21 protein-coding genes are annotated in these 21,204 nt (G+C 37.9%); 3 read left to right on the top strand and 18 right to left on the bottom strand.

Translation table 11 applies throughout. From position 1 onward, the window contains the following. Positions 1-5: 5 nt before the first annotated feature. Both recU and ASU02_RS13585 read left to right on the top strand, forming a co-directional pair. The gene (gene recU, locus ASU02_RS13590) at positions 6-617 is read left to right on the top strand and encodes a Holliday junction resolvase RecU (RefSeq protein ID WP_057764459.1); all 612 of its coding nucleotides are present in this window, start codon (positions 6-8) and stop codon (positions 615-617) included. A 53-nt stretch (positions 618-670) separates the two neighbouring features. Beyond that, the gene (locus ASU02_RS13585; RefSeq protein WP_057764456.1) at positions 671-3,313 is read left to right on the top strand and encodes a transglycosylase domain-containing protein; all 2,643 of its coding nucleotides are present in this window, start codon (positions 671-673) and stop codon (positions 3,311-3,313) included. 31 nt (positions 3,314-3,344) lie between these two features. Here the strand turns inward: ASU02_RS13585 and ASU02_RS13580 are convergent, their stop codons facing one another. The 18 genes from ASU02_RS13580 to ASU02_RS13500 form a co-directional block, all read right to left on the bottom strand. Further along, entirely contained in the window at positions 3,345-3,869 is a 525-nt protein-coding gene (locus tag ASU02_RS13580) for a YpoC family protein (protein WP_057764454.1), read from the bottom strand. Next, the gene (gene nth, locus ASU02_RS13575; RefSeq protein ID WP_057764452.1) at positions 3,866-4,522 is read right to left on the bottom strand and encodes an endonuclease III; all 657 of its coding nucleotides are present in this window, start codon (positions 4,520-4,522) and stop codon (positions 3,866-3,868) included. The genes ASU02_RS13580 and nth overlap by 4 nt, the downstream gene beginning before the upstream one ends. A gap of 26 nt (positions 4,523-4,548) precedes the next feature. Further along, positions 4,549-5,259, bottom strand: a complete 711-nt coding sequence (locus ASU02_RS13570; protein ID WP_057764450.1) for a DnaD domain-containing protein — start codon at positions 5,257-5,259, stop codon at positions 4,549-4,551. A gap of 155 nt (positions 5,260-5,414) precedes the next feature. Further along, complete coding sequence (gene asnS / locus ASU02_RS13565; protein ID WP_057764448.1) at positions 5,415-6,710, bottom strand: asparagine--tRNA ligase; 1,296 nt, start codon at positions 6,708-6,710, stop codon at positions 5,415-5,417. Positions 6,711-6,979: 269 nt separating this feature from the next. Then, positions 6,980-8,170, bottom strand: a complete 1,191-nt coding sequence (locus ASU02_RS13560) for a pyridoxal phosphate-dependent aminotransferase (RefSeq protein ID WP_057764446.1) — start codon at positions 8,168-8,170, stop codon at positions 6,980-6,982. A gap of 13 nt (positions 8,171-8,183) precedes the next feature. Then, positions 8,184-8,657 (bottom strand): cell wall elongation regulator TseB-like domain-containing protein, encoded by a 474-nt coding sequence (locus ASU02_RS13555; RefSeq protein ID WP_057764444.1) that lies wholly within the window; start codon positions 8,655-8,657, stop codon positions 8,184-8,186. A gap of 14 nt (positions 8,658-8,671) precedes the next feature. Further along, on the bottom strand, positions 8,672-8,842 hold the full coding sequence (locus ASU02_RS25870) for a YpmA family protein (RefSeq protein WP_075209175.1): 171 nt from the start codon (positions 8,840-8,842) through the stop codon (positions 8,672-8,674). Positions 8,843-9,036: 194 nt separating this feature from the next. After that, positions 9,037-11,838, bottom strand: coding sequence for an ATP-dependent DNA helicase DinG (dinG, locus tag ASU02_RS13550; protein WP_057764442.1), 2,802 nt, complete (start codon positions 11,836-11,838; stop codon positions 9,037-9,039). A gap of 261 nt (positions 11,839-12,099) precedes the next feature. Further along, on the bottom strand, positions 12,100-12,483 hold the full coding sequence (panD, locus tag ASU02_RS13545) for an aspartate 1-decarboxylase (RefSeq protein WP_057764440.1): 384 nt from the start codon (positions 12,481-12,483) through the stop codon (positions 12,100-12,102). A gap of 11 nt (positions 12,484-12,494) precedes the next feature. Further along, positions 12,495-13,349 (bottom strand): pantoate--beta-alanine ligase, encoded by an 855-nt coding sequence (panC, locus tag ASU02_RS13540; RefSeq protein ID WP_057764438.1) that lies wholly within the window; start codon positions 13,347-13,349, stop codon positions 12,495-12,497. Next, entirely contained in the window at positions 13,346-14,182 is an 837-nt protein-coding gene (gene panB, locus ASU02_RS13535; RefSeq protein WP_057764436.1) for a 3-methyl-2-oxobutanoate hydroxymethyltransferase, read from the bottom strand. The genes panC and panB overlap by 4 nt, the downstream gene beginning before the upstream one ends. 273 nt (positions 14,183-14,455) lie before the next feature. Beyond that, positions 14,456-15,439 carry a biotin--[acetyl-CoA-carboxylase] ligase gene (locus tag ASU02_RS13530; RefSeq protein ID WP_082631792.1) on the bottom strand — a complete coding sequence of 328 codons (984 nt, stop codon included), beginning with the start codon at positions 15,437-15,439 and terminating at the stop codon, positions 14,456-14,458. Continuing rightward, a complete protein-coding gene (locus ASU02_RS13525) occupies positions 15,424-16,623 on the bottom strand; it encodes a CCA tRNA nucleotidyltransferase (RefSeq protein ID WP_057764432.1) in 1,200 nt (399 codons plus the stop codon). The genes ASU02_RS13530 and ASU02_RS13525 overlap by 16 nt, the downstream gene beginning before the upstream one ends. Further along, the gene (gene bshA, locus ASU02_RS13520) at positions 16,620-17,768 is read right to left on the bottom strand and encodes an N-acetyl-alpha-D-glucosaminyl L-malate synthase BshA (RefSeq protein WP_057764429.1); all 1,149 of its coding nucleotides are present in this window, start codon (positions 17,766-17,768) and stop codon (positions 16,620-16,622) included. The genes ASU02_RS13525 and bshA overlap by 4 nt, the downstream gene beginning before the upstream one ends. Beyond that, positions 17,765-18,502, bottom strand: coding sequence for a bacillithiol biosynthesis deacetylase BshB1 (gene bshB1 / locus ASU02_RS13515; RefSeq protein WP_232426251.1), 738 nt, complete (start codon positions 18,500-18,502; stop codon positions 17,765-17,767). The genes bshA and bshB1 overlap by 4 nt, the downstream gene beginning before the upstream one ends. After that, the gene (gene mgsA / locus ASU02_RS13510) at positions 18,462-18,893 is read right to left on the bottom strand and encodes a methylglyoxal synthase (RefSeq protein WP_057764427.1); all 432 of its coding nucleotides are present in this window, start codon (positions 18,891-18,893) and stop codon (positions 18,462-18,464) included. Before mgsA ends, bshB1 begins: the two co-directional genes overlap by 41 nt. A 14-nt stretch (positions 18,894-18,907) precedes the next feature. After that, a complete protein-coding gene (gene dapB / locus ASU02_RS13505; protein ID WP_057764425.1) occupies positions 18,908-19,708 on the bottom strand; it encodes a 4-hydroxy-tetrahydrodipicolinate reductase in 801 nt (266 codons plus the stop codon). A 13-nt stretch (positions 19,709-19,721) separates the two neighbouring features. Then, on the bottom strand, positions 19,722-20,051 hold the full coding sequence (locus ASU02_RS13500) for a nucleotide pyrophosphohydrolase (protein ID WP_057764423.1): 330 nt from the start codon (positions 20,049-20,051) through the stop codon (positions 19,722-19,724). Between the two features lie 184 nt (positions 20,052-20,235). On the opposite strand from ASU02_RS13500, the gene ASU02_RS13495 reads away from it, so the two are divergent. Continuing rightward, positions 20,236-21,108 (top strand): YitT family protein, encoded by an 873-nt coding sequence (locus tag ASU02_RS13495; RefSeq protein WP_057764421.1) that lies wholly within the window; start codon positions 20,236-20,238, stop codon positions 21,106-21,108. Positions 21,109-21,204: the final 96 nt, after the last annotated feature.

Below are 21,204 nucleotides of genomic sequence, written 5' to 3'. Positions count from 1 at the left end.
GTATGATGAATTTCAATTATCCTAACGGCAAGAGATATATACCGGAAAAAAAGGAGACAATAAAATTAAAGAAAGAGAAAAAATGGTCCTATAGTAACCGTGGAATGACTTTGGAGGAAGATATTAACATAACAAACGAATATTACTTGGAACAGAACATTGCAGCCATCCATAAAAAACCAACACCACTTCAAATCGTTCAAGTCGATTATCCTAAAAGAAGTGCAGCAGTCATTAAGGAAGCCTATTTTAAACAAGCTTCTACAACAGACTATAATGGGGTATATAAAGGAAAATATATTGATTTTGAAGCAAAGGAAACACAAAATCCAACATCATTTCCATTAAAGAATTTTCATGATCACCAAATTAAGCATATGGAAACGATCCTAAAGCAAGATGGTATTTGTTTTGTCCTGCTTAGGTTCTCACTTACAGAAGAAATATTTCTTCTAGAAGCACAGCATTTGCTTACATTTTGGAAAAGGATGGAAGATGGAGGGAGAAAATCAATTACAAAGGATGAAATTGAACACTTTGGTCATCTGATACCACTCGGATATCAGCCCAGAATTGACTATATTAAAAAAATCGATTATCTTTATAGACTTAGTTAGATCATTTTAAATGGAAACAAATTTTCTTTACAGTCCAGAAAGGATGAATAGATATGGCAGAGAATTATCAATCAAGAGAGGAGCGCAGAAAACAGCATGCTTCCAAACAAAAGAAAAAAGGCGGAAAACAGCCTTCTAAAGGTATTTTTAAACGAATCTTTTTAATATTAATTGCCCTTGGGATTGCAGGTATGCTCGTTGGTGCTGCTACCTTCGCCTTTATGGTAAAGGATACACCAAAGCTTGATGAGAAATCGTTAAAGGATCCTATTTCATCAAAAATTCTCGATATTAATGGAGAGGTAATTACTGAAGTTGGCTTAGAAAATCGAGAATATGTTAATTATGAGGACATCCCTAAATTAGTTGAAGATGCATTTCTTGCTACTGAAGATGTCCGGTTCTATAAACATAACGGAATGGATTTAATCCGCTTAGGCGGAGCAGTGCTTGCAAACGTTACCCGTGGTTTTGGATCTGAGGGAGCTAGTACGATTACACAGCAGGTTGTAAAAAACTCCTTCCTTAATAATGAAAAAACGCTAAGCAGAAAAGCACAGGAGGCTTGGCTAGCCTTCCAGCTAGAACGAAAATATACAAAACAGCAAATTTTTGAGATGTACGTCAATAAAATATGGATGTCCGAGCGAAGCCATGGGGTATTGACTGCTTCCCATATCTATTTCGGCAAAGAACTTAACGAATTAGAATTACACGAAGCAGCTTTACTTGCTGGTATGCCGCAAAGTCCTGAGAACTATAACCCATTTAAGCATCCAGACCGTGCGGAGAAAAGAAGAAATATTGTTCTGTCATTAATGAATCAGCATGGATTTATTACGAAGGAAGAAATGAAGGCTGCACAAGCAATTCCAGTCGAATCAAGTTTAGTAAAAGAAGAAGATCGAAAAAGGAATGATTCGCCGTATGATTCATTTGTTGATGTAGTCATTGAGGAAGTGGAAAGTAAATATCCTGATTTAGATATATCTTCTGATGGACTAACTATTTATACAACTTTAGATACAAAAGCACAGGACTATGTCGAAAAAATGCTAAGTTCAAACGATATTGTTCAATTCCCAAATGATGAATTTCAGGCAGGTATAACCTTACTTGATACAAAAACAGGTGAAATTAGAGCAATTGGCGGCGGCAGAAATCAAGAAGTAAAAAGAGGATTTAATTATGCTACCGATTCAAAACGTCAAGCGGGTTCGACATTTAAACCAATTATGGATTACGGTCCAGCAATTGAATATTTAAAATGGGGTACTTACCATACGCTTGATGATAAACCTACCACCTATTCAAGCGGTCAGCAGATGAATAACTGGGACCGAAAGCATATGGGGAAAATGTCATTACGGGAAGCGTTAGCGCGTTCACGTAATACAGCTGCACTGCAAACCTTGCAAGCAGTAGAAAAAGAGGTTGGCTTAGATAAGGCAAAAGAATTCGTTAATAATCTGGGCATTGATATGGATGAAGTCTATGAATCCAGTGCTATTGGTACGGAGGAAGTTTCATCCTTAGAAATGGCTGGGGCTTATAGCGCTTTTGGCAACGAAGGCTTTTATACCGAACCGCATTCCATTAAGAAAATTGAAATGCGTGATAAGACAACCATCGATGCTACACCAAAGTCTGAAGCTGTTATGCAGGATTACACAGCGTTCATGATCACTGATGTCTTAAAAAGTGTTGTGAAGGATTCCTTTGGAACTGGTAAGCAAGCAAATGTACCTAACCTCCATTTAGCAGGAAAAACAGGTACAACAAACTATTCTTCTAAAGAAAAGAAAGACTGGCAGATCCAAAGCGGCGGTGTTCCTGATATTTGGTTTGCGGGTTATACAACAAACTATACGGCAGCCATTTGGACTGGATATCCAAACATGAAGAGTTCGATTGCTCCTAAGGACCAAAAGATAGCCCAGGCTTTATTCAAAAATTTAATGGCTTATGTTTCTAAAGATATTGAAACACCTGACTTTAAAATGCCTGATAGTGTTGAAAAGGTAGCCATTGAAAAAGGAAGTATGCCTGCTAAGCTTGCAAGTGACTTCACACCTAAGGATCAAATCATCTATGAATATGCAGTAAAAGGGCAAGCACCTAAAGAGGTCTCTGATAAATTTGAAAAGCTAGACTCTCCTGTTAATGTAAATGGATCTTATGATCAGCTAACAAATGAAATTGCATTAACTTGGGAATATCCTGAGGAAGCAGAAGATGTACAATTTGAAGTCTCTGTTGCTTTAAATGATGGAACAGAGCAGCCATTGCAGGTTGTAAAAGAAAAAGGCTTAAAGATTGCCAACCCTGTACCAGGAGGCATTTATCAATTTAAGGTAATTGCTGTTAAAGGTGAAATGCGCAGTGATCCTGCTGCTGTAAAAGTTGAAATACCTATTCCAGATTCTGAAATTGATGATGGATTTGGAGACGGTGATCCAATGGATGACTTTGAGAATGAAGAAGAGACAGAAGATGGAACATCTGGAAACAACGGAAACGGCAATAATGGAATTGGAAATGGAAATGGAAATGGTTCGGGTTCCGGCTGGGGAAACGGGAACGGAAATAACATCGGGAACGGAAATGGCCAAGACGGTGGGGACAGCTCAGGCGGAGACGATACAAACAACGGATCAACCAATCCAGACGGGTCTCAAGGAACCAGTGGTCAATAAAAATATGAAGTATGAAAAAAAGCGTCCTAAGCTATTGCTTAGACGCTTTTTTCATAGCCATATGTTTAACATACTGCTTTTCCATTTCGATTAAGAGTTCGTTTAATTGAATAAAAGAATGGTAAAGAGCTGGACGCTGCATAATGAAGCTGATTCTCTCCTCTAAATTTACAGGCTGCACTTTTAAGGATTCACTGGATAATGGCATGTCAAAATGAACTGGCTGACCATTTGCCCAGTAAACAAACTGCAAAAATAAACCAATCCCTTTTTTCATTGGTGGAATGGCATCCTTATATTTTCTATTTGTAAAGATCTCTTCAAGTTTAATTTTTTCAGTATCCCACTCTTTTTTAATTAATGGAATAAACGTCTCATGTGATTGCCAAGGCTTAAGTGCCGGAATATTTTCATAAAAGGCTGCTTCATACAAGAAAGGCATATTCAGCACCATTTTCTGCAAATGATCTTTTTCAATTAATATTTGATCATTTGCCGAAAAAAAGAAAGGATTATTTAATTCATGCGGAATGGATAATAGTAATTGCTCGCTCATTTATCCCCCTTCTCCTTCATGCGTTTTTTCCCTTCTCTGCAAAGTTCGAGCAATGGACATACTGGGCATTGAGGATTTTGCGCCTTGCAGTGATACCTTCCAAAGAAAATCATTCGATGATGAGTAACAGACCATTCATCCATCGGTACTTTTCTCATTAATGTCTTCTCTACTTCTAATACTGAGTCTTTCCATTTGCAAAAGGCTAATCTCTTGCTCACTCGCTCCACATGTGTATCAACTGCAATTGCTGGAATTCCGTACGCAACAGAGACAACAACATTTGCCGTTTTTCTTCCAACACCAGGAAGCTTTGTTAATTCATCCCGATCATTCGGAACGATGCCACCATAATCATCCAGTAGCATCCGGCATAATTTTTGAATGTTCTTTGCTTTATTCCGATACAATCCAATTGAATGAATATCCCCCTGCAGTTCTTCTAAAGAAACATTTAAGTAGTCCTCAGGTGTTTTATACTTTTGAAAAAGATTTTTTGTTACTTTATTTACTAGAACATCCGTGCATTGAGCTGACAAAGCCACAGCAATGACTAGTTCAAAAGGATTGGAATGGTTTAATTCACAATGGGCATCGGGAAACATTTCCCCCATTTGATCAAGACAGTATCTAATTTGAGTTTTATTTAACATGTACCCCACCACTTATTTTTTTCTAATTATTGCTCAAGCCAATTATAAAATGGAACGGATTTTAATGCTGGATTGGAATCCTCATTTTGTTTGTTTCGCTGCGGTGTTTGGCTTTGCCTAAATTTTTTCCCGTAGCTCTTTGCCTGTTCAATGGTTTTAATTCCATTCTTTTTCCATTCAAACAAAATTCGGTCAATATAACGGAAATTCAGCTTGCCGGAAATAACCGCTTCTCTTAGAGCAGCTTTAATTATATGCGGATCATGATGGTCATCATCCATCCACATAGCAAGTGTTTCACATTCGAATGGTGATAAAGGCCGCCCGAATTCTTGTTCAAAGCAAGTATACAAATCTGTTTCACTTTTTTGATTAGCTATCATTGCTTCCTGCTTGCCTCTAAGCAAAAAGCAATCAATTAACTTTTCCCATAACGGTTCCACATCATATCTTTCATATCGAACATCGTCTCCTGAATAGCTTTCTTTTATATCTATAAATCCTTTTTGAACTAATTTTCGGAGAATTTCAGTACATACTGAAACGGATATAGTCATGCGGGAAGACAATTCAAAAGGAGTAGGAAATTCATTTCCATTTTCAATAAAGGAGATTACTTGCAGTAAAAGCACGAGCTCATTCTCATCTAAATTCATCTCTTTATAATGAGTGAGTAATACTCCAGGGATTGTTACGTTTCCTTCCTGGATCCACTTTAATAAACTTGTTTTTGACATTCTAGACACCTCTTCATAAGTATAGCATGAACACTCCTAGCTAGTAAGGAGAATATGAAAGGCAATCCTTCCTATTAATCGCTACTTGACATTCAAGAGTTTATTCATTCTTAATAGAAAAAATCCGCAGGAAGCGGATTTTTTCTATTAATTAATTATGGATATAAACGATTTAATAGACGCGGGAATGGAATCGTTTCACGAACATGTTCAACTCCACTAATCCAGGCAACCGTTCTTTCTAGTCCAAGCCCAAACCCAGAATGTGGAACAGATCCATATTGACGTAATTCTAAATACCATTTGTAAGCATCCATTTCTAAATTATGCTCTTCGAGACGCTGCTTCATTAAGTCGTAGTCATGAATACGCTCAGAGCCGCCAATAATCTCTCCATATCCTTCTGGTGCGATTAAGTCTGCACACAGAACAACATCATCACGATCAGGATGTGGCTGCATGTAGAATGGCTTAATGGCTTTCGGATAATGAGTAATAAACACTGGTTTATCGTAGCTCTCAGCAATAGCTGTTTCATGTGGCGCACCAAAATCATCGCCCCACTTGATATCATCAAAGCCTTTTTCATTTAAGAATTTGATCGCATCATCGTATGAAATACGAGGGAACGGTGCTTTAATGTTTTCAAGCTTCGCTGTGTCACGGCCAAGCGTTTTTAACTCTAGGCTGCAGTTTTTCAAAACAGATTGGACGATAAATGATACGTATTCTTCTTGTACCTTTAAGCTATCCTCATGTTCATAAAATGCCATTTCAGGCTCAATCATCCAGAACTCAATTAAATGGCGGCGTGTCTTTGACTTTTCCGCACGGAAGGTTGGCCCGAAAGAGAATACTTTTCCAAGCGCCATAGCAGCAGCTTCCATATATAATTGTCCACTTTGAGATAGATACGCATCTTCATCAAAGTATTTTGTAGCAAATAATTCAGATGTTCCTTCTGGTGCACTCCCAGTTAATATCGGAGGATCCACCTTCACGAATCCTTGCTCATTATAAAACTCATACGTTGCACGAATAATTTCGTTGCGAATTTTCATTACCGCATGCTGACGGCGTGAACGAAGCCATAAATGACGATTATCCATTAAGAACTCTGTTCCATGTTCCTTTGGTGTAATTGGGTAATCTACAGCTCTTGAGATGACTTCAATATTCGTTACAAGCAATTCAAATCCAAGTGGAGAACGCTCATCTTTTTGTACTTTACCAGTAACATAAACGGATGATTCTTGTGTTACGGATTTTGCTTCCTGGAACACTTCTTCAGGGACATCTGTTTTAACGATTACCCCTTGAATAAAGCCAGTTCCATCACGCAGCTGCAAGAATGCAATCTTCCCGCTTGAGCGTTTATTTGCAATCCATGCACCAATCTTCACTTCTTGATCTACATATTTGTAAACTTCAGATATCGTTGTTTTAACCACTGTGTTCCCTCCAAAACCTAGTAAATCTCGACTTATGTATCCTTTATATTATACCTTCCGAAAATGTGACAAGCAACTATGAAAAGCGAAAGCGCCTTGGTGGCTATATTCGCCGTTATTCGAATATATTCGACGTAATAGCTGATATATTCGCCGTCGATCCAATTATATCCGCCAAAACACTCCATATATTCGCCGTCAATCCAATTATTTTCGCCAATACCCATAAATATAAAAGCGGCAGCCCAATTCGGCTGCCCGCTTATAAATTACTTCAGTTTACTATCAACAAATTGATGCATACGGCGAACTGCCTCTTCTAATAAATCTAGAGATGTCGCATAGGAAAGACGAATATTTTTTGGTGCACCGAAACCAGAACCTGGGATAACTGCAACCATTGCTTCTTCTAATAATGCTTGGGAGAAATCATCAACATTTGCATAGCCTGTTAATTCGCAAGCCTTGCTTACATTTGGGAATAAATAAAAAGCTCCCTGCGGTTTTAAGCATGTAAAACCAGGAATGGCAATTAAATTCTCAAAAATGGTATTAAGCCTGTGTTCAAAAGCTTCACGCATTTCTAAAAGCATTTCCTGTGATCCAGCATAAGCAGCAATAGATCCGTACTGTGCTGTTGTCGTAGGATTGGATGTGCTATGGCTTGCAAGATTTGTCATCGCTTTTATAAGCTCCTTACTTCCTGCAGCATAGCCAATTCTCCAGCCAGTCATTGAGTGTGATTTTGACACACCATTAATAATAACTGTTTGTTCCTTTAATTCTGGTGAAAGCTCAGCAATAGAAACATGTTTATTGTCACCGTATACTAATTTTTCATAGATTTCATCGGAAATAATTAAAATTTCATGCTTCAGACAAACTTCACCTATTGCTTCTAGCTCAGATTGTGAATAGAGCATCCCTGTTGGGTTGCTTGGTGAATTAATAATGACTGCCTTTGTTTTCTTAGAAAGTGCCGATGTTAATTGTTCAGGAGTAATTTTATAATCATTTTCTTCTTTTCCTTCAATGTAAACTGGAAGTCCGCCTGCTAACTTTACTTGTTCAGGGTAGCTAACCCAGTAAGGAGTTGGAATAATGACTTCATCCCCCTCATTTAGCAAGACTTGAAATAATGTATACAATGCATGCTTAGCGCCATTCGTAACAATAATTTCACTTGGATCATAATTAATCCCTTGATCTTGAATAAATTTATTTACAATTTCTTTTTTTAATGCTGGAAGCCCAGCAGAAGGTGTATATTTCGTATGACCTTCATTCATTGATTGTACAGCCGCATCGATAATATGCTGCGGGGTATTAAAATCCGGTTCTCCTGCACCTAAACCAATAACGTCAAATCCTTGTGCTTTTAATTCTTTCGCTTTAGCAGTTATTGCCAGTGTTGAAGAAGGTGTTAAAGCTTTCACTCGTTGTGCTAATTGAATCTCCATTTTCTTCCTCCGTCTATAAGTTTTCGATTTTTTTCAGCCAATCACCTGTTTGAAAGTCAACATAATAATAATTTATTAAATCTCCTTCAGAACGGTAGTAAATTTCCCATAATGGGCGATTTTTTTCCATACCTAAACGGACAGAAATAATTTCCTCCGGATTCTTTTCTTCAAGAAGCTTGCTTACCGCTTCTTTTTCAGAAACACCGTCTGACTGTTTACGAACAATGATTCTTCCTTTTTTTTCAGGAATCCACACATAAATGTTTGTGCCTTTTGCATTTTTCCCTTTTACAACATAATAAGTTTCTTGTCCATTATATAAATAAAAGTCTTCAGCTTTCGTAAGATCCGTTTCCTCTTTTGCTATTTGAACGGCTTTCTCCTCAGCTGTTTTCACAGGCTTTAAAGCTTTTTGATAAATGATTGTTCCAGAAACCAAAACAATGAGAATAATGAATATACTTGTAATAATTATCTTTTTCACAACAGTCACTCTTCTTATGTACGATAAATTGAAAATACAGCTTTATTTTGATCTTCTTTATCAAGCGCTAACCCAAACATTAAATCCTTTTCTTTTAATGTTCGATTTAACACATCAACCACTTTATAAAGATCTGGGCTTAACTGAATCTTCACTGTCGATATTACTTCAATTTTACTTTCCATAATGGAAATCCTCCTCATTGGCAACAAAATTTGCAACTTATATGTTTGATTCATACGGATAAACTATATGTACGTAACTGTTCAAGCCTTTAAAATAGTATAACAGCTAAATGATTTGCATTAAATATCAACTTAAAATTTTCTTCTAATCCATTTACGTCTTTTGGCTGCGCTAACATTAGCGCAGCATTTTTTTAGATCCATTCTGAAATTACTGGGATAATTTCATTAATCCCGCTTCTTTCAACTGGTACTTCTGGAATCGACTGTAAAAAGGCTTTCCCATACTTGGTGGTCACTAGCCTTCGATCAAAGATAAATATAAGCCCGCGGTCATTTTTGGTCCTAATTAATCTGCCGAAGCCTTGTTTAAAACGAATAATCGCTTCTGGCAATGAATAATCAGAAAATGGATTGCCGCCGTTTTGTTTAATTAGGTCGCATTTCGCCTCTGTTAACGGATCATCCGGAGGTGAAAAAGGCAAGCGAACAATAATTAAACAAGTTAAATCCTCTCCAGGAATATCTACGCCTTCCCAGAAGCTGCTTGTTCCTAAAAGGATTGCTTTATCGAACTTTTGAAAGTTTCTAGTTAATCTTGATCTGCTTCCACTTGAAATTCCTTGGGCAATAATCGCATAGTCATTTAGAAATCCTGATTCCTTTATAAGTTCGTACGTTTTTCTGAGCATTTCATGTGAGGTAAATAAAATAAGCATTCTCCCTTTTGTTACCTCTGCAATGGAAATTATATGTTCAGTAATCGAAGCTACGTATTCTTCAAGCGGAACAGCATTTACCTCAGGAAGATCATCTGGAATTATAAGCTTTACCTGTTCCTTATAGTCAAATGGTGATTGGATTTGTTGTGCTGAACAATCTGATGGCGGCAATCCAAGCTCAGTTAACATATAATTAAACGAATTTTTCACAGATAAAGTTGCAGAAGTTATGATCGCACACTTCTTTTTTTCAAAGAATTGTTCTTTTAAATAATTTTCAGCGGTAACTGGCTGTGCGTACACTGTCGTTGCATTTTGCATAGCACGCTCATCCGTTTCAATCCATGTTACAAAATCTTCAGATGGGTGTAAGAAGATTTTTTTTACAACTAAAGAGAGTTCCCTTAATTCCTCTACTAGTGACGTCAATTCTTCCATTGATGACTTTTCCCTTGCTGATAGTGATTCTTGAACTGTTTTGATGAAATCAAGTCTAGCTGAAATCATTAGAACGAAATCTTTAATGAAAAAGACAAATCGCTCTGCAGAAATTTCAACCGCTCTCCAATCTAAATTTTCTTCATCGAGGGTCAATCGGCAGCTAATTCGGTTATATCCTTTTTTCGATTTCTTTCTCTTTTTTGCATAATGGCTAACCACTTTAAAGAGTTCATCAACTTCTAGGCTTAATTCGGACATCATTTGGTTTACTTCAAAAGAATGAATAAGTTCATGCTTGTTTACCCATTCCTTTTCCAAAATTTGTTCTAACTTATGCAGCAATTGCTTTTGCTCTATTAGACCGATTTGACTCAGAAGCAAGCGAGTAGATAAATAATCAAAAGTAAAACCGAAGTGTTTTCCAGCTACTTTCATAAAATGATGCCCTTCATCTATTACAGCATGTGTATAATCAGGCAATAATTGATGATCTGTTACAAGATCGGTTAACAGTAAGGAATGATTTGTAATGACAATATCTGCATGCAAAGCTTCTTTTCTTGCTCGCATATAAAAATCCCTAGAGAGCCAGGATTTATTTTTCAAAAAGACAGTTTCATCATTTTTTATTTTATTCCAATAGAGCAGTCCCCCACTGGATAAATTTAATTCATCAATATCCCCATATTTCGTCTCTGTCAGCCAGACTAGAATCTGCATTTTTGTAAGAATCGTATCGTAATTATCTTCTTGATCCTTTAATGTTTGCTCAAACTTGGCAAGACTTATGTAATGGCTTCTGCCTTTTAACAGCACTGCTTTTATTGGAAAAGGAAGCATTTTCGCTAGTCTAGGAATATCATTTGAAAGCAATTGTTCCTGAAGGTGGGTCGTAAATGTACTAATTACTATTGTTTGGCTGCTTTCTTTCGCATAAATGGCAGAGGGAATTAAATAAGCAAGGGACTTTCCCACTCCAGTGCCTGCTTCAATCATCGCATGCTTCTCCTGATTAAATGCATCATATACAGAATCCATCATATTGAATTGGCCTATGCGGGTTTCAAATGCAGGAAAAGCTTTGCTAAATAGCTCCTCTTTCTCTTCTCTTGTCGCCGGATAATTAATTTGCTGAACTTCATTATTTTCTGCTTGAAAAACTCCTTTTTTAAGCGCAATACCATGATGAATTTCGAGAATATCTGGAATAGTTTCGATCGACGATTCCTTTTTTAGAATAATATTGTCAATAAGAAGGTCTAAATCACTTTTTAAGCCGCTAGAAAGCTTATGAAGCTGCTTTACCGTATTTAACGGCAGCTGTTCTAGTCTTTCCAAAAGACGCAATAGTAGCTCTGCTGTAACGTATGCATCGCTATCTGCTTGATGTGGACGTTCATGGTTTAACCCTTCTCTTATTGCAAGTTCAGATAATTGAAAGCTATCTGCGGTTGGCATAAGTACTCTCGACATTTCCACTGTATCCAATATTGGGCCATAAAATCCGTTATACCCTGCCTCAATTAATTCCTCTTGTAAAAATGAAAGGTCAAAAAGTACATTATGGGCAACAAAATATGCTCCTTCTAATAGGGTTAATACTTTAGGGGCAATTTCTGAAAAATCAGGTGCATTCTCAACCATGTGATCATTTAAACCTGTTAATTCTTCTATAAATGGCGGAATTGATTTTCCAGGATTGACAAAAGAAGAATATTCTTCGGTAATTTTCCCATTTTTAATGACAACTGCTGCAAATTGTATGATTTTATCGCCCTTCTTCGGAGCGTTCCCAGTTGTTTCTAAATCTATTACAACATATTTATTACCCATCTTAAACACCTCTAACATTCAGTCAATCAAACGGTATCACAAAAATGGAAAAAGAAAAAGGCATAAACCCTTCTAATTATATTTTTAGCTATATTTACCTGTATCCATACCTTAATAAGTGACGACTGCGCGACAAGCATAAGTCTAACCGTCCGTTTATTAACCTTATGGATAGTCTGGCTTGGACCAAGAGTCTCTACGAACCAAGGCTAGACAAGAAAAGCTGACCAGAGGTATCCAGTCAGCTATCGATCATCACATTTAATAAACCGTTTTTTCCGGTTCATGATTGATCATATTTTTGATTCGATTCTTTTCATCCATGATAGCAACCTTTGGTTCATGATTCGAAATATTTTCCTCAGCAATCATTGCGTAGGAAATAATAATAACAATATCCCCCTCTTGAACAAGGCGTGCTGCTGCTCCGTTCACACAAATAACACCAGAGCCTCTTTCCCCAGGGATTATATATGTTTCAAATCTTGCCCCATTATTATTGTTAACAATTTGTACTTTTTCATTAGGAACCATACCAACTGCATCCAGGATGTCTGTATCAATCGTAATGCTTCCTACATAATTTAAATTTGCCTCTGTGACAACGGCACGATGAATTTTGCCGTTCATCATGGTGCGGAACATGATGTTTCCCCCTATTTTTCATTAATTTCTAAAATGATATTATCAATTAAACGCGCTTTGGAAAACTTAACTGCCATCGCAATAATAAATTTCCCTTTTAATTCAGTTACTTCTTTCAGCATGGGATAGGAATAAATCTCGATATAATCTATCTGGGCATTGGTTTTCTCAGTAATCATTTCTGTTATGAAAGAGATCACTTTTTGCGGACTTCTTTCACCTTCAATAATAATCTCTTTTGCTCTTAAAAGGCTTTGGTAAAGAATCGGAGCCTGCTCTCTTTCCTTTGTTAGCAATTTTACATTTCTAGAACTCTTCGCCAGTCCATCTTTTTCTCTGACTGTTTCAACAGGAATAATTTCAATCGGAAAGTGAAAATCAGTTACTAGCCCTTCAACGACAGCAACCTGCTGAGCATCCTTCATTCCAAAATAAGCCTTTTCAGGTTGTACAACATGAAAGAGCTTCGTTAACACGGTCGCGACACCATCAAAATGACCAGGTCGAGATTTCCCGCATAATACATTCGTTCTTTCCTTAACTGTCACCGTAACTGATGATGGACGTGGATACATTTCCTCCACCGACGGAAAAAAGATGTAATCAACCTTTTGCTTTTGGGCTAACTCTTTATCTCTATCGAAATCCCTTGGATAAGAGCTGAGATCCTCCGTTGGACCAAATTGAAGCGGGTTAACAAAAATGCTGATGACAACCAAATCATTTTCTTCTCGCGCTTTTTCCATCAAAGTTAAGTGGCCTTCATGTAAAAAGCCCATTGTTGGGACATATCCTATGGAAAGTCCTTCTTTTTTTGCATGTAATATTGCGTTTTGCATTTCCTCGATTGTTGTTATAACTCTCATGCTTTCCCTCCGTACAAACTAAGCAATTCTTCTGCCTTCATCGTAAAGCTGTGCTGATCGCTCGGGAATATCCCTTGTTTCACTTCATTGACATAGGTCTTTATCCCCTGTTCAATATCATCGTTCAGCTGCACGTACGGCTTAACAAATTTTGCTACCCGTTCCACTCCATACGTAAGCACATCATGATAGACAAGAACTTGTCCATCTGTGTGTACACCCGCACCAATTCCAATCGTCGGGATCTTGATGTATGAGGAAATTTCTTTTGCCAATTGCTTTGGAACACATTCTAGTACAAGTGCAAAAGCTCCAGCCTCTTCACATTTTTTTGCATCCTCGATTAACTTTTTCGCTGCTTCAGCATTTTTGCCCTGGACTTTGTATCCTCCTAAAACACCGACTGATTGTGGAGTAAGTCCTAAATGGCCCACAACTGGTATGCCTGCTTTCGTTAATGCTTGGATACTATCGATAACCTCATCTGCCCCTTCAATCTTTACCGCATGTGCACCAGTTTCTTGAATTAGCCTCGCACCATTTAGGAGCGTATCTTTCATCGAAAGATGATAACTCATAAAAGGGAGATCGACAACAATAAAGGTCTCCTTTGCTCCCCGCTTCACTGCTTTTGCATGGTGGACCATATCATCCATTGTTACAGGAATTGTGGAGTCATACCCTAAGACAACCATTCCTAATGAATCTCCGACTAATATCATGTCAACCCCAGACTTCTCCGCCTGTTTCGCTGATGGATAGTCATAAGCTGTTAACATGACAATTTTTTCACCGTTTTCTTTCATTTTCACGAAATCGGTCGTTTGCTTCATTTCTTGTCCTCCTTTTTGAGGAAGAGGGTGATATAAAGCAGGAGCTATTTTTAAAAAATAAAAATCCCTCTGAAAACACCAGAAGGATTGTGAATGTAGCTCATGATTTGCGTTTCATCCCTCTGTCCCGGTCCAATATGGATCTAGGCAGAAATCTTTAATTTATTTGACAACAAATTGGTGCAGTTCAACAAGAGGATACTGCCCGAGAAAAACAATTTCGTTTTTCAAATAAAGTATATCAAATCAAGGAATCACCTGACTACAAAAATATTATTTTTCCAATTCAATGTCTGCAGAATAGACATGATGAATGGTTCCGTTAGAATCTTCGATCATTAGAACTCCATCATCCGTTATTCCTAAAGCCCGTCCAGATATGCTTCCTGTTATCGTTCTTGCGGTAATATTTTTCCCTATGCTGATAGCGTAGCTTTCCCAAAGGAGCTTAATAGGATAGAAGCCCTGATCTAAATAGATGGAATACAGCTTTTCTAATTTTACAAGAAGAACTTTTATTAGTTCTGCCCGTTCCAGCTTCTTCCCATATTCTATCGCTAGAGAAGTTGCTATCGGTTGCAATTCTTCAGGATAGTCTTCCTCCTGCTGATTTACATTGATTCCAATGCCAATAATTATCGCCTGAATGCGATCTGCATCTGCCTGCATCTCTGTTAAAATACCCGTTACTTTTTTTCCATTTAGCAAAATATCATTTGGCCACTTGATTTCTGGCGTCAATCCAGTCATTTCTTCTATCGCCTGTACAACTGCTACAGCTGTAATTAAAGTTAACTGTGGTGCCTTTGCAGGAGGAAGATTCGGGCGTAAAATAACACTCATCCAAATTCCCGTATATTTAGGAGAATGCCACTTTCGATCCATCCGTCCTCTTCCCGAAAGCTGCTCTTCTGCAATAATAACCGTTCCTTCTGGTGCCCCCTCAAAAACATGGCGCTGGGCTACTTTTTGGGTGGAGTCGACGACATCCTCCGAATGAATATGTCTGCCCATGAATTCCGTTTTTAACCCAAGTCTTATTTCATCAGCAGTTACTCTCTCAGGAGTCTTAATAATCTTATAGCCTTTTCTTCTTACAGCTTCAAGTTCAAAGCCTTCTTTTCGCAGCTCTTCGATATGCTTCCAGACTGCCGTCCTTGAGCACCCTACTAAATCGGCTAGCGCTTGTCCCGATAAAAACTCTTCCTGATTATTTGAAAATGCATCGAGGAGCTTTTTTCTTAGTTCTGATTGCACGCGATTAGCCACTCCCTTATGGATTGATTGTGATTGCTAACTTTGCGATGAATCACTGCCTTTTCAACCCTTTCTAATTTTTCCTTTATCCAAGGACCTTGCTTCTTCTGAAACCAAAGCTGTAAATCATTTCCTGTAACATTAAGCTCGCTTCGCTGTTTAATAGGCAATGCTTCATATTGTTGATATAAATCATCGATTTGGTAATTTATTTCCTGATTATGTAATAAGTTATAGATTTTTTCTGTTGAAAGAATGGTTTCCATACCCGCCTCGTAAAGGAAATCAACGGTCCAATCCATTTTCACTCTTATCTTGAGCCATTTAACAATTTGAACAACTTTTTTGATCTTCTTTATAGGCAGCTTCCAAGCTTTCAAAAAAGAATTGATTTCACTCTCATTAATTCTAAGCTGATAAATAAGAAATGCCCACATTTCTTCAATAATCAAATTCGCAGTATCGTATTTGTACATACGAGTTAACCCTTCTGAATATTGTGCCATTCCTGGTAAATACGTGTATAGTCCTGTTGCATGCAGCATTTCTAATGCATTACGGCGATTTTTTCCGGCTAAGAGCTTTTCAAATTCAATCAGCTTTCTTTCTGTTGAAATATGCTTGAGCAAATGAGCATATTGAATAAGAGCTTCTCCTGTTGTTGTTTCTATACCAAAATTAAGCTGACTAAAGAAGCGAACAGCACGCATCATTCTTAATGCATCCTCGCTGAAGCGCTCTTCTGCCTTCCCAACTGTTTGAATAACTTTATTTTCTATTGCCTGTCTCCCATAGAAAGGATCAATTAACTGCCCTGTTCTATCCATTGCAATCGCATTCATTGTAAAATCTCTTCTCTTTAAATCTTCTCTCAGCGATCGAATGAATTGTACCTCGGATGGTCTGCGGCAATCCTCATATTCTGATTCTGTTCGAAAGGTTGTTACCTCATACGTCCTACCGCCATATAGGACAACAATCGTTCCATGCTCTACACCGACATCAATCGTTTTCGGAAAAATGGCTTGGATCTCCTGAGGAGTTGCTGATGTCGCGATATCAACGTCATCTATCTCCCTTCCGAGTAATACATCTCTGACAGAGCCTCCAACAAAATAAGCTTCATATCCCTCGTCTTCAATTTTAGTTAGTAAGGGAATGGCAGATAAAAATGGCTCTTTCATATGTCCTCCCTATTCTTCAAAAGTTCATAATAGATATCTTCATATTGCGCTACAATAAGTCCTGAACGAAAATTAATATAAGCAGAATTTACTGCTTCCTTAGAAAATTTTTGATGAAGACTTTCATTATTGAGCAAAGAAACGCCTTTTAGAGCGATTCCTTCAATATCCCCTAATTCACATAAATAGCCGTTCTTTTCATCCTTAATTACTTCTGGAATTCCGCCAATATTCGTCCCTATACACGGGACACCACAAGCCATGGCTTCTAACGCCACTAGTCCAAAGCTTTCCTTTTCAGATAGTAAGAGCATTAGATCACTGATAGAATATAATTCCTCAAGGTTATCTTGCTTTCCTAAAAAGATCACTTGATCTGTAATCCCTAATTGACTAACTAACTTACAAATGACAGTCATTTCTGGACCATCTCCGACTAGAAGAAGCTTGGCAGGAATTTGTTCCGCCATTCTTGAAAAAGCCCTCACTACATCTTGAACCCTTTTTACCGCACGAAAGTTTGAAACATGGATGACGACCTTTTCTCCTTCACTAATCCCAAACTCTTCTTTTAAATAGGAAGAATTAGTTAATCTATACACACGTTCATCAATAAAATTGTAAACAACCTCGATTGCTTTATTCGGTTTGACGACATCATATGTTTGATCAATTAAAGCATTGGATACCGCCGTTACAGCATCTGACTTTTCGATTCCAAACCGGATCGCATCCGTTAAAGTTGAATCATAACCTAGAACTGTAATATCTGTTCCATGAAGAGTCGTTACTATTTTGATATCTCGATCACACATTTGTTTCGCTAAGATTGCACAAACGGCATGTGGAATGGCATAGTGCACATGCAGAAGATCCAGTTTTTCTCGATTAATTACTTCCGCCATCTTACTTGCCAAGGCGATATCATATGGCGGGTACTGAAAAACGGAATATTGATTGACTTCTACCTGATGATAATAAATATTCGGATTCATTTTATTTAAACGGAAAGGGACACTTGAAGAAATGAAATGTATTTCATGCCCTCTTTCCGCAAGCATCTTCCCTAACTCTGTTGCGATTGCACCTGATCCGCCAACAGTCGGGTAACAGGTAATGCCAATTTTTAATTTTTTCTCTTTCATTGTTCTTCTCCAAATAAATCATAATTCATAATTAGCGGTTTCTTTTGCTTGAAACCTTCCGCATATGTAATACCCACTTGGCCGCCAAACAGCCTTTCCCTTGCTTGAATCATATCAACATATCCGTTTACTAACGGCGTATTAAAGGATTGGTCTGTTTTTGTAAATTGGCTTTTATACGCTTGTAAGCTCGCTATCTTCTTTTCCAAATAGGAGGAAACATCGATAACAAAGTCAGGTTCATGAAATCCATTGATCATATAAAAAAATAGATTTTGCACCTTATGTGGAGGAAACCCCTCCTCTGAATCGTAGTTTTTTATGCCTGCAGAAAATACTGCCTCCTCAACCAAGCGTGCACAGCCGCCGTGATCTGGATGGCGATCTTTATAATATGGAGCAAACACTATTGCTGGACGATATTTACGAATTACATGAACAACTTTTCTTATGTATTCCTGATTATAAAAAAGGCCCCTGTCTGGTAAATCAAGTGTTTCTCTTGTAACAACTCCTAGAATTTCTGCTGCCTCTTTTGCTTCCATTTGCCTAATCGCAACTGTCCCATTAGATGAAAGCTCCGCTTTTGTTAAATCGCATATCCCAATGTTCTTTCCATTATCTGCATATTTCGCAATGGAACCACCCATGCCAATTTCAACATCATCTGCATGTGCTCCGAATGCAAGTATATCAAGCTTGATCTGCTCCATTTGTTTCACCACTTCTTCCATTCACAATCGTTCTCCAAGCTAAATCCCCGCGTTCAAGTCCTTTAATTAATATTTCTGCTGTGCCAAGATTAGTCGCAAGCGGGACAGAATATACATCACATAGCCGAATTAACGCACTAATATCAGGGTCATGCGGCTGAGAAGTTAATGGATCACGAAAAAAAATAACTATATCCATTCTATTATTCGCTACCATTGCACCAATTTCTTGGTCGCCTCCATACGGACCTGATTGAAAGCGATGAACGTCCAGTCCTGCCTCATTGATTATTCTTAATCCAGTCGTTCCTGTAGCAAAAAGATGATGCTTAGACAATATATCTTTATAGGCTGTCGTAAAGCTTACGAGGTGGTCTTTCTTCTTATCATGAGCAATTAAAGCTATATTCATCGTTTTGCCCTCCATCATTCAATTATGTTTTCTAGCCCATATATGAGCGTATCGATGTTCAACACTGTATCCACAGCCAGCTTTACACCTGACATAAACGAAGCACGATTATATGAGTCATGACGGATGGTCAGCGTCTGCCCTGCAGATCCAAACATCACTTGCTGATGAGCTATTAACCCTGGTAAACGGACAGAATGAATGCGCATCCCATCATAATCAGCACCTCTTGCGCCAGCTACAGTTTCCTTTTCATTTGGGTGTCCTTGATGCTTGGCCTCTCTTACTTCCGCGATCATTTCAGCAGTTTTCACCGCTGTTCCAGATGGAGCATCTAGTTTTTCATCATGATGTAATTCAATGATTTCCACATCGTTAAAATACTTACCTGCCAATTGAGCAAATTTCATCATAAGGACTGCTCCGATTGCAAAATTAGGAGCGATAATGCAGCCAAGTCCCTTTTCTTTGCATATGTCTTCAAGCTCATTTAAGTTCTCTTTTGTAAAGCCAGTAGTTCCAACCACAGGCCTTACCCCGTATGAAAGAGCTGTTTTTGTATGGAGCATGCCGAATTCTGGAGTTGTTAAGTCAATAAGAACATCCGCTTCCACTTTTTGAAAACATTCTTCAATATTCGAAAAAACAGGAATATCCAGCCCTGTAAAGCCATCAAAATCACTCAAAAGACCACCATCATTTTTATGATCAACAACAGCGACTAAATGAAAATAATCTGTGTGCTTTACAAGACTTACCGCCTCTCTCCCCATACGTCCGCGAGGACCAGCAATGACAATCTTAGTATCCATCATAAAATTTTCTCCTCTACTCTTCAATTCTCGTCCAGCGGTCCTTATCACGGGTGTTAAATTTGTTCATAACTAGGTCATGTGCTTTTTCCAGATCAATATTTAAAGAATTGGCTAAGCAAATGAGCACAAATAGCATATCACCCATTTCTTCTTCAATCGCTTTGTCTTGTTCAGAAGATTTCTTTGGTTTTTCACCATATTGATGATTGACCTCCCTTGCAAGCTCACCAAGCTCCTCTGTCATTCTTGCCAGCATCGCAAGCGGGCTAAAATACCCCTCTTTAAATTGACTAATGTATTCATCAACTTCAGTTTGAAGATCCTTTATTGTTTTCTCTGACAATTAATCCACTCTCCAGTTAAATACTTTGAAAAACGATAAAATTACCTTCTTTTATGTTAGCTAATCAACGGTTCTTTTACAAACATTTTTGCCCTTACTTGATTCCTTTAATGAACAAACTTGACTTTCCTATTCCTTAACATGCACAATTATCTAAGTGAAATTTTGGTAGTGGAGGGTTTATATGAAAATTGGACTTAAATTTAAAAATATTATTTTTATCCTTCTTGGATCGATAATTTTTTCATTTGGCATTGTACATTTTAATATGCAAAATAATTTGGCTGAAGGCGGATTTACGGGAATTACATTACTCTTATATTTCCTTTTCAAGTGGGATCCTTCCTACACGAACTTAATCTTAAACATTCCACTTTTTTTTATTGGATGGAAGCTACTAGGAAGGAACGCCTTTTTGTACACCATAATTGGTACTGTCAGCGTTTCTGTTTTCTTATGGATTTTCCAGCGTTATCAAATTAACATGCCTCTGAACGAGGATTTAACTTTAGCCGCTTTATTTGCTGGCGTTTTCATTGGAGTTGGGCTTGGAATTATCTTCCGCTTTGGCGGAACAACTGGCGGAGTTGATATTATCGCTCGATTAGTGAATAAATATGCTGGGGTAAGCATGGGAAAAACAATGTTTATGTTCGATGCTGTTGTTATTACTCTCTCTTTAATTTTCTACTTATCCTATCAAGAAGCCATGTATACGCTTGTTTGCGTTTTTGTCGGTGCAAGAGTGATTGATTTCATGCAGGAAGGAGCCTATTCTGCTAGAGGTGCGATGATCATTTCTGATCTCAATGAAGAAATTGCCGCTAAAATTATGAATGAAATGGAAAGAGGCGTAACTGTTTTAAAGGGTCACGGCTCATTTACAAAAAAAGAACGGGAAGTTCTATATTGTGTTGTAGGGAAAAATGAAATTGTCCGGCTGAAGAATGTCATTACATCCGTTGACCCGCATGCATTTGTCTCCGTTAGCGTCGTACATGACGTTCTTGGAGAAGGGTTCACATTAGATGAAAACAAAAAACCACTCGAACATTAATCTTTTGAAAATAGAAAAGAGAAGGCTGGTACAGCCCCAACAGCATAAATGAAGCTAAGATGGAAGGTTGTTCTTACCCTTCTAGCCAGCTGCTCT

Origin of the sequence: Cytobacillus praedii (assembly GCF_001439605.1) — a bacterium.
GTDB lineage: Bacteria > Bacillota > Bacilli > Bacillales > Cytobacillaceae > Cytobacillus > Cytobacillus praedii.
This window is presented reverse-complemented; position numbering and strand designations above follow the sequence as displayed.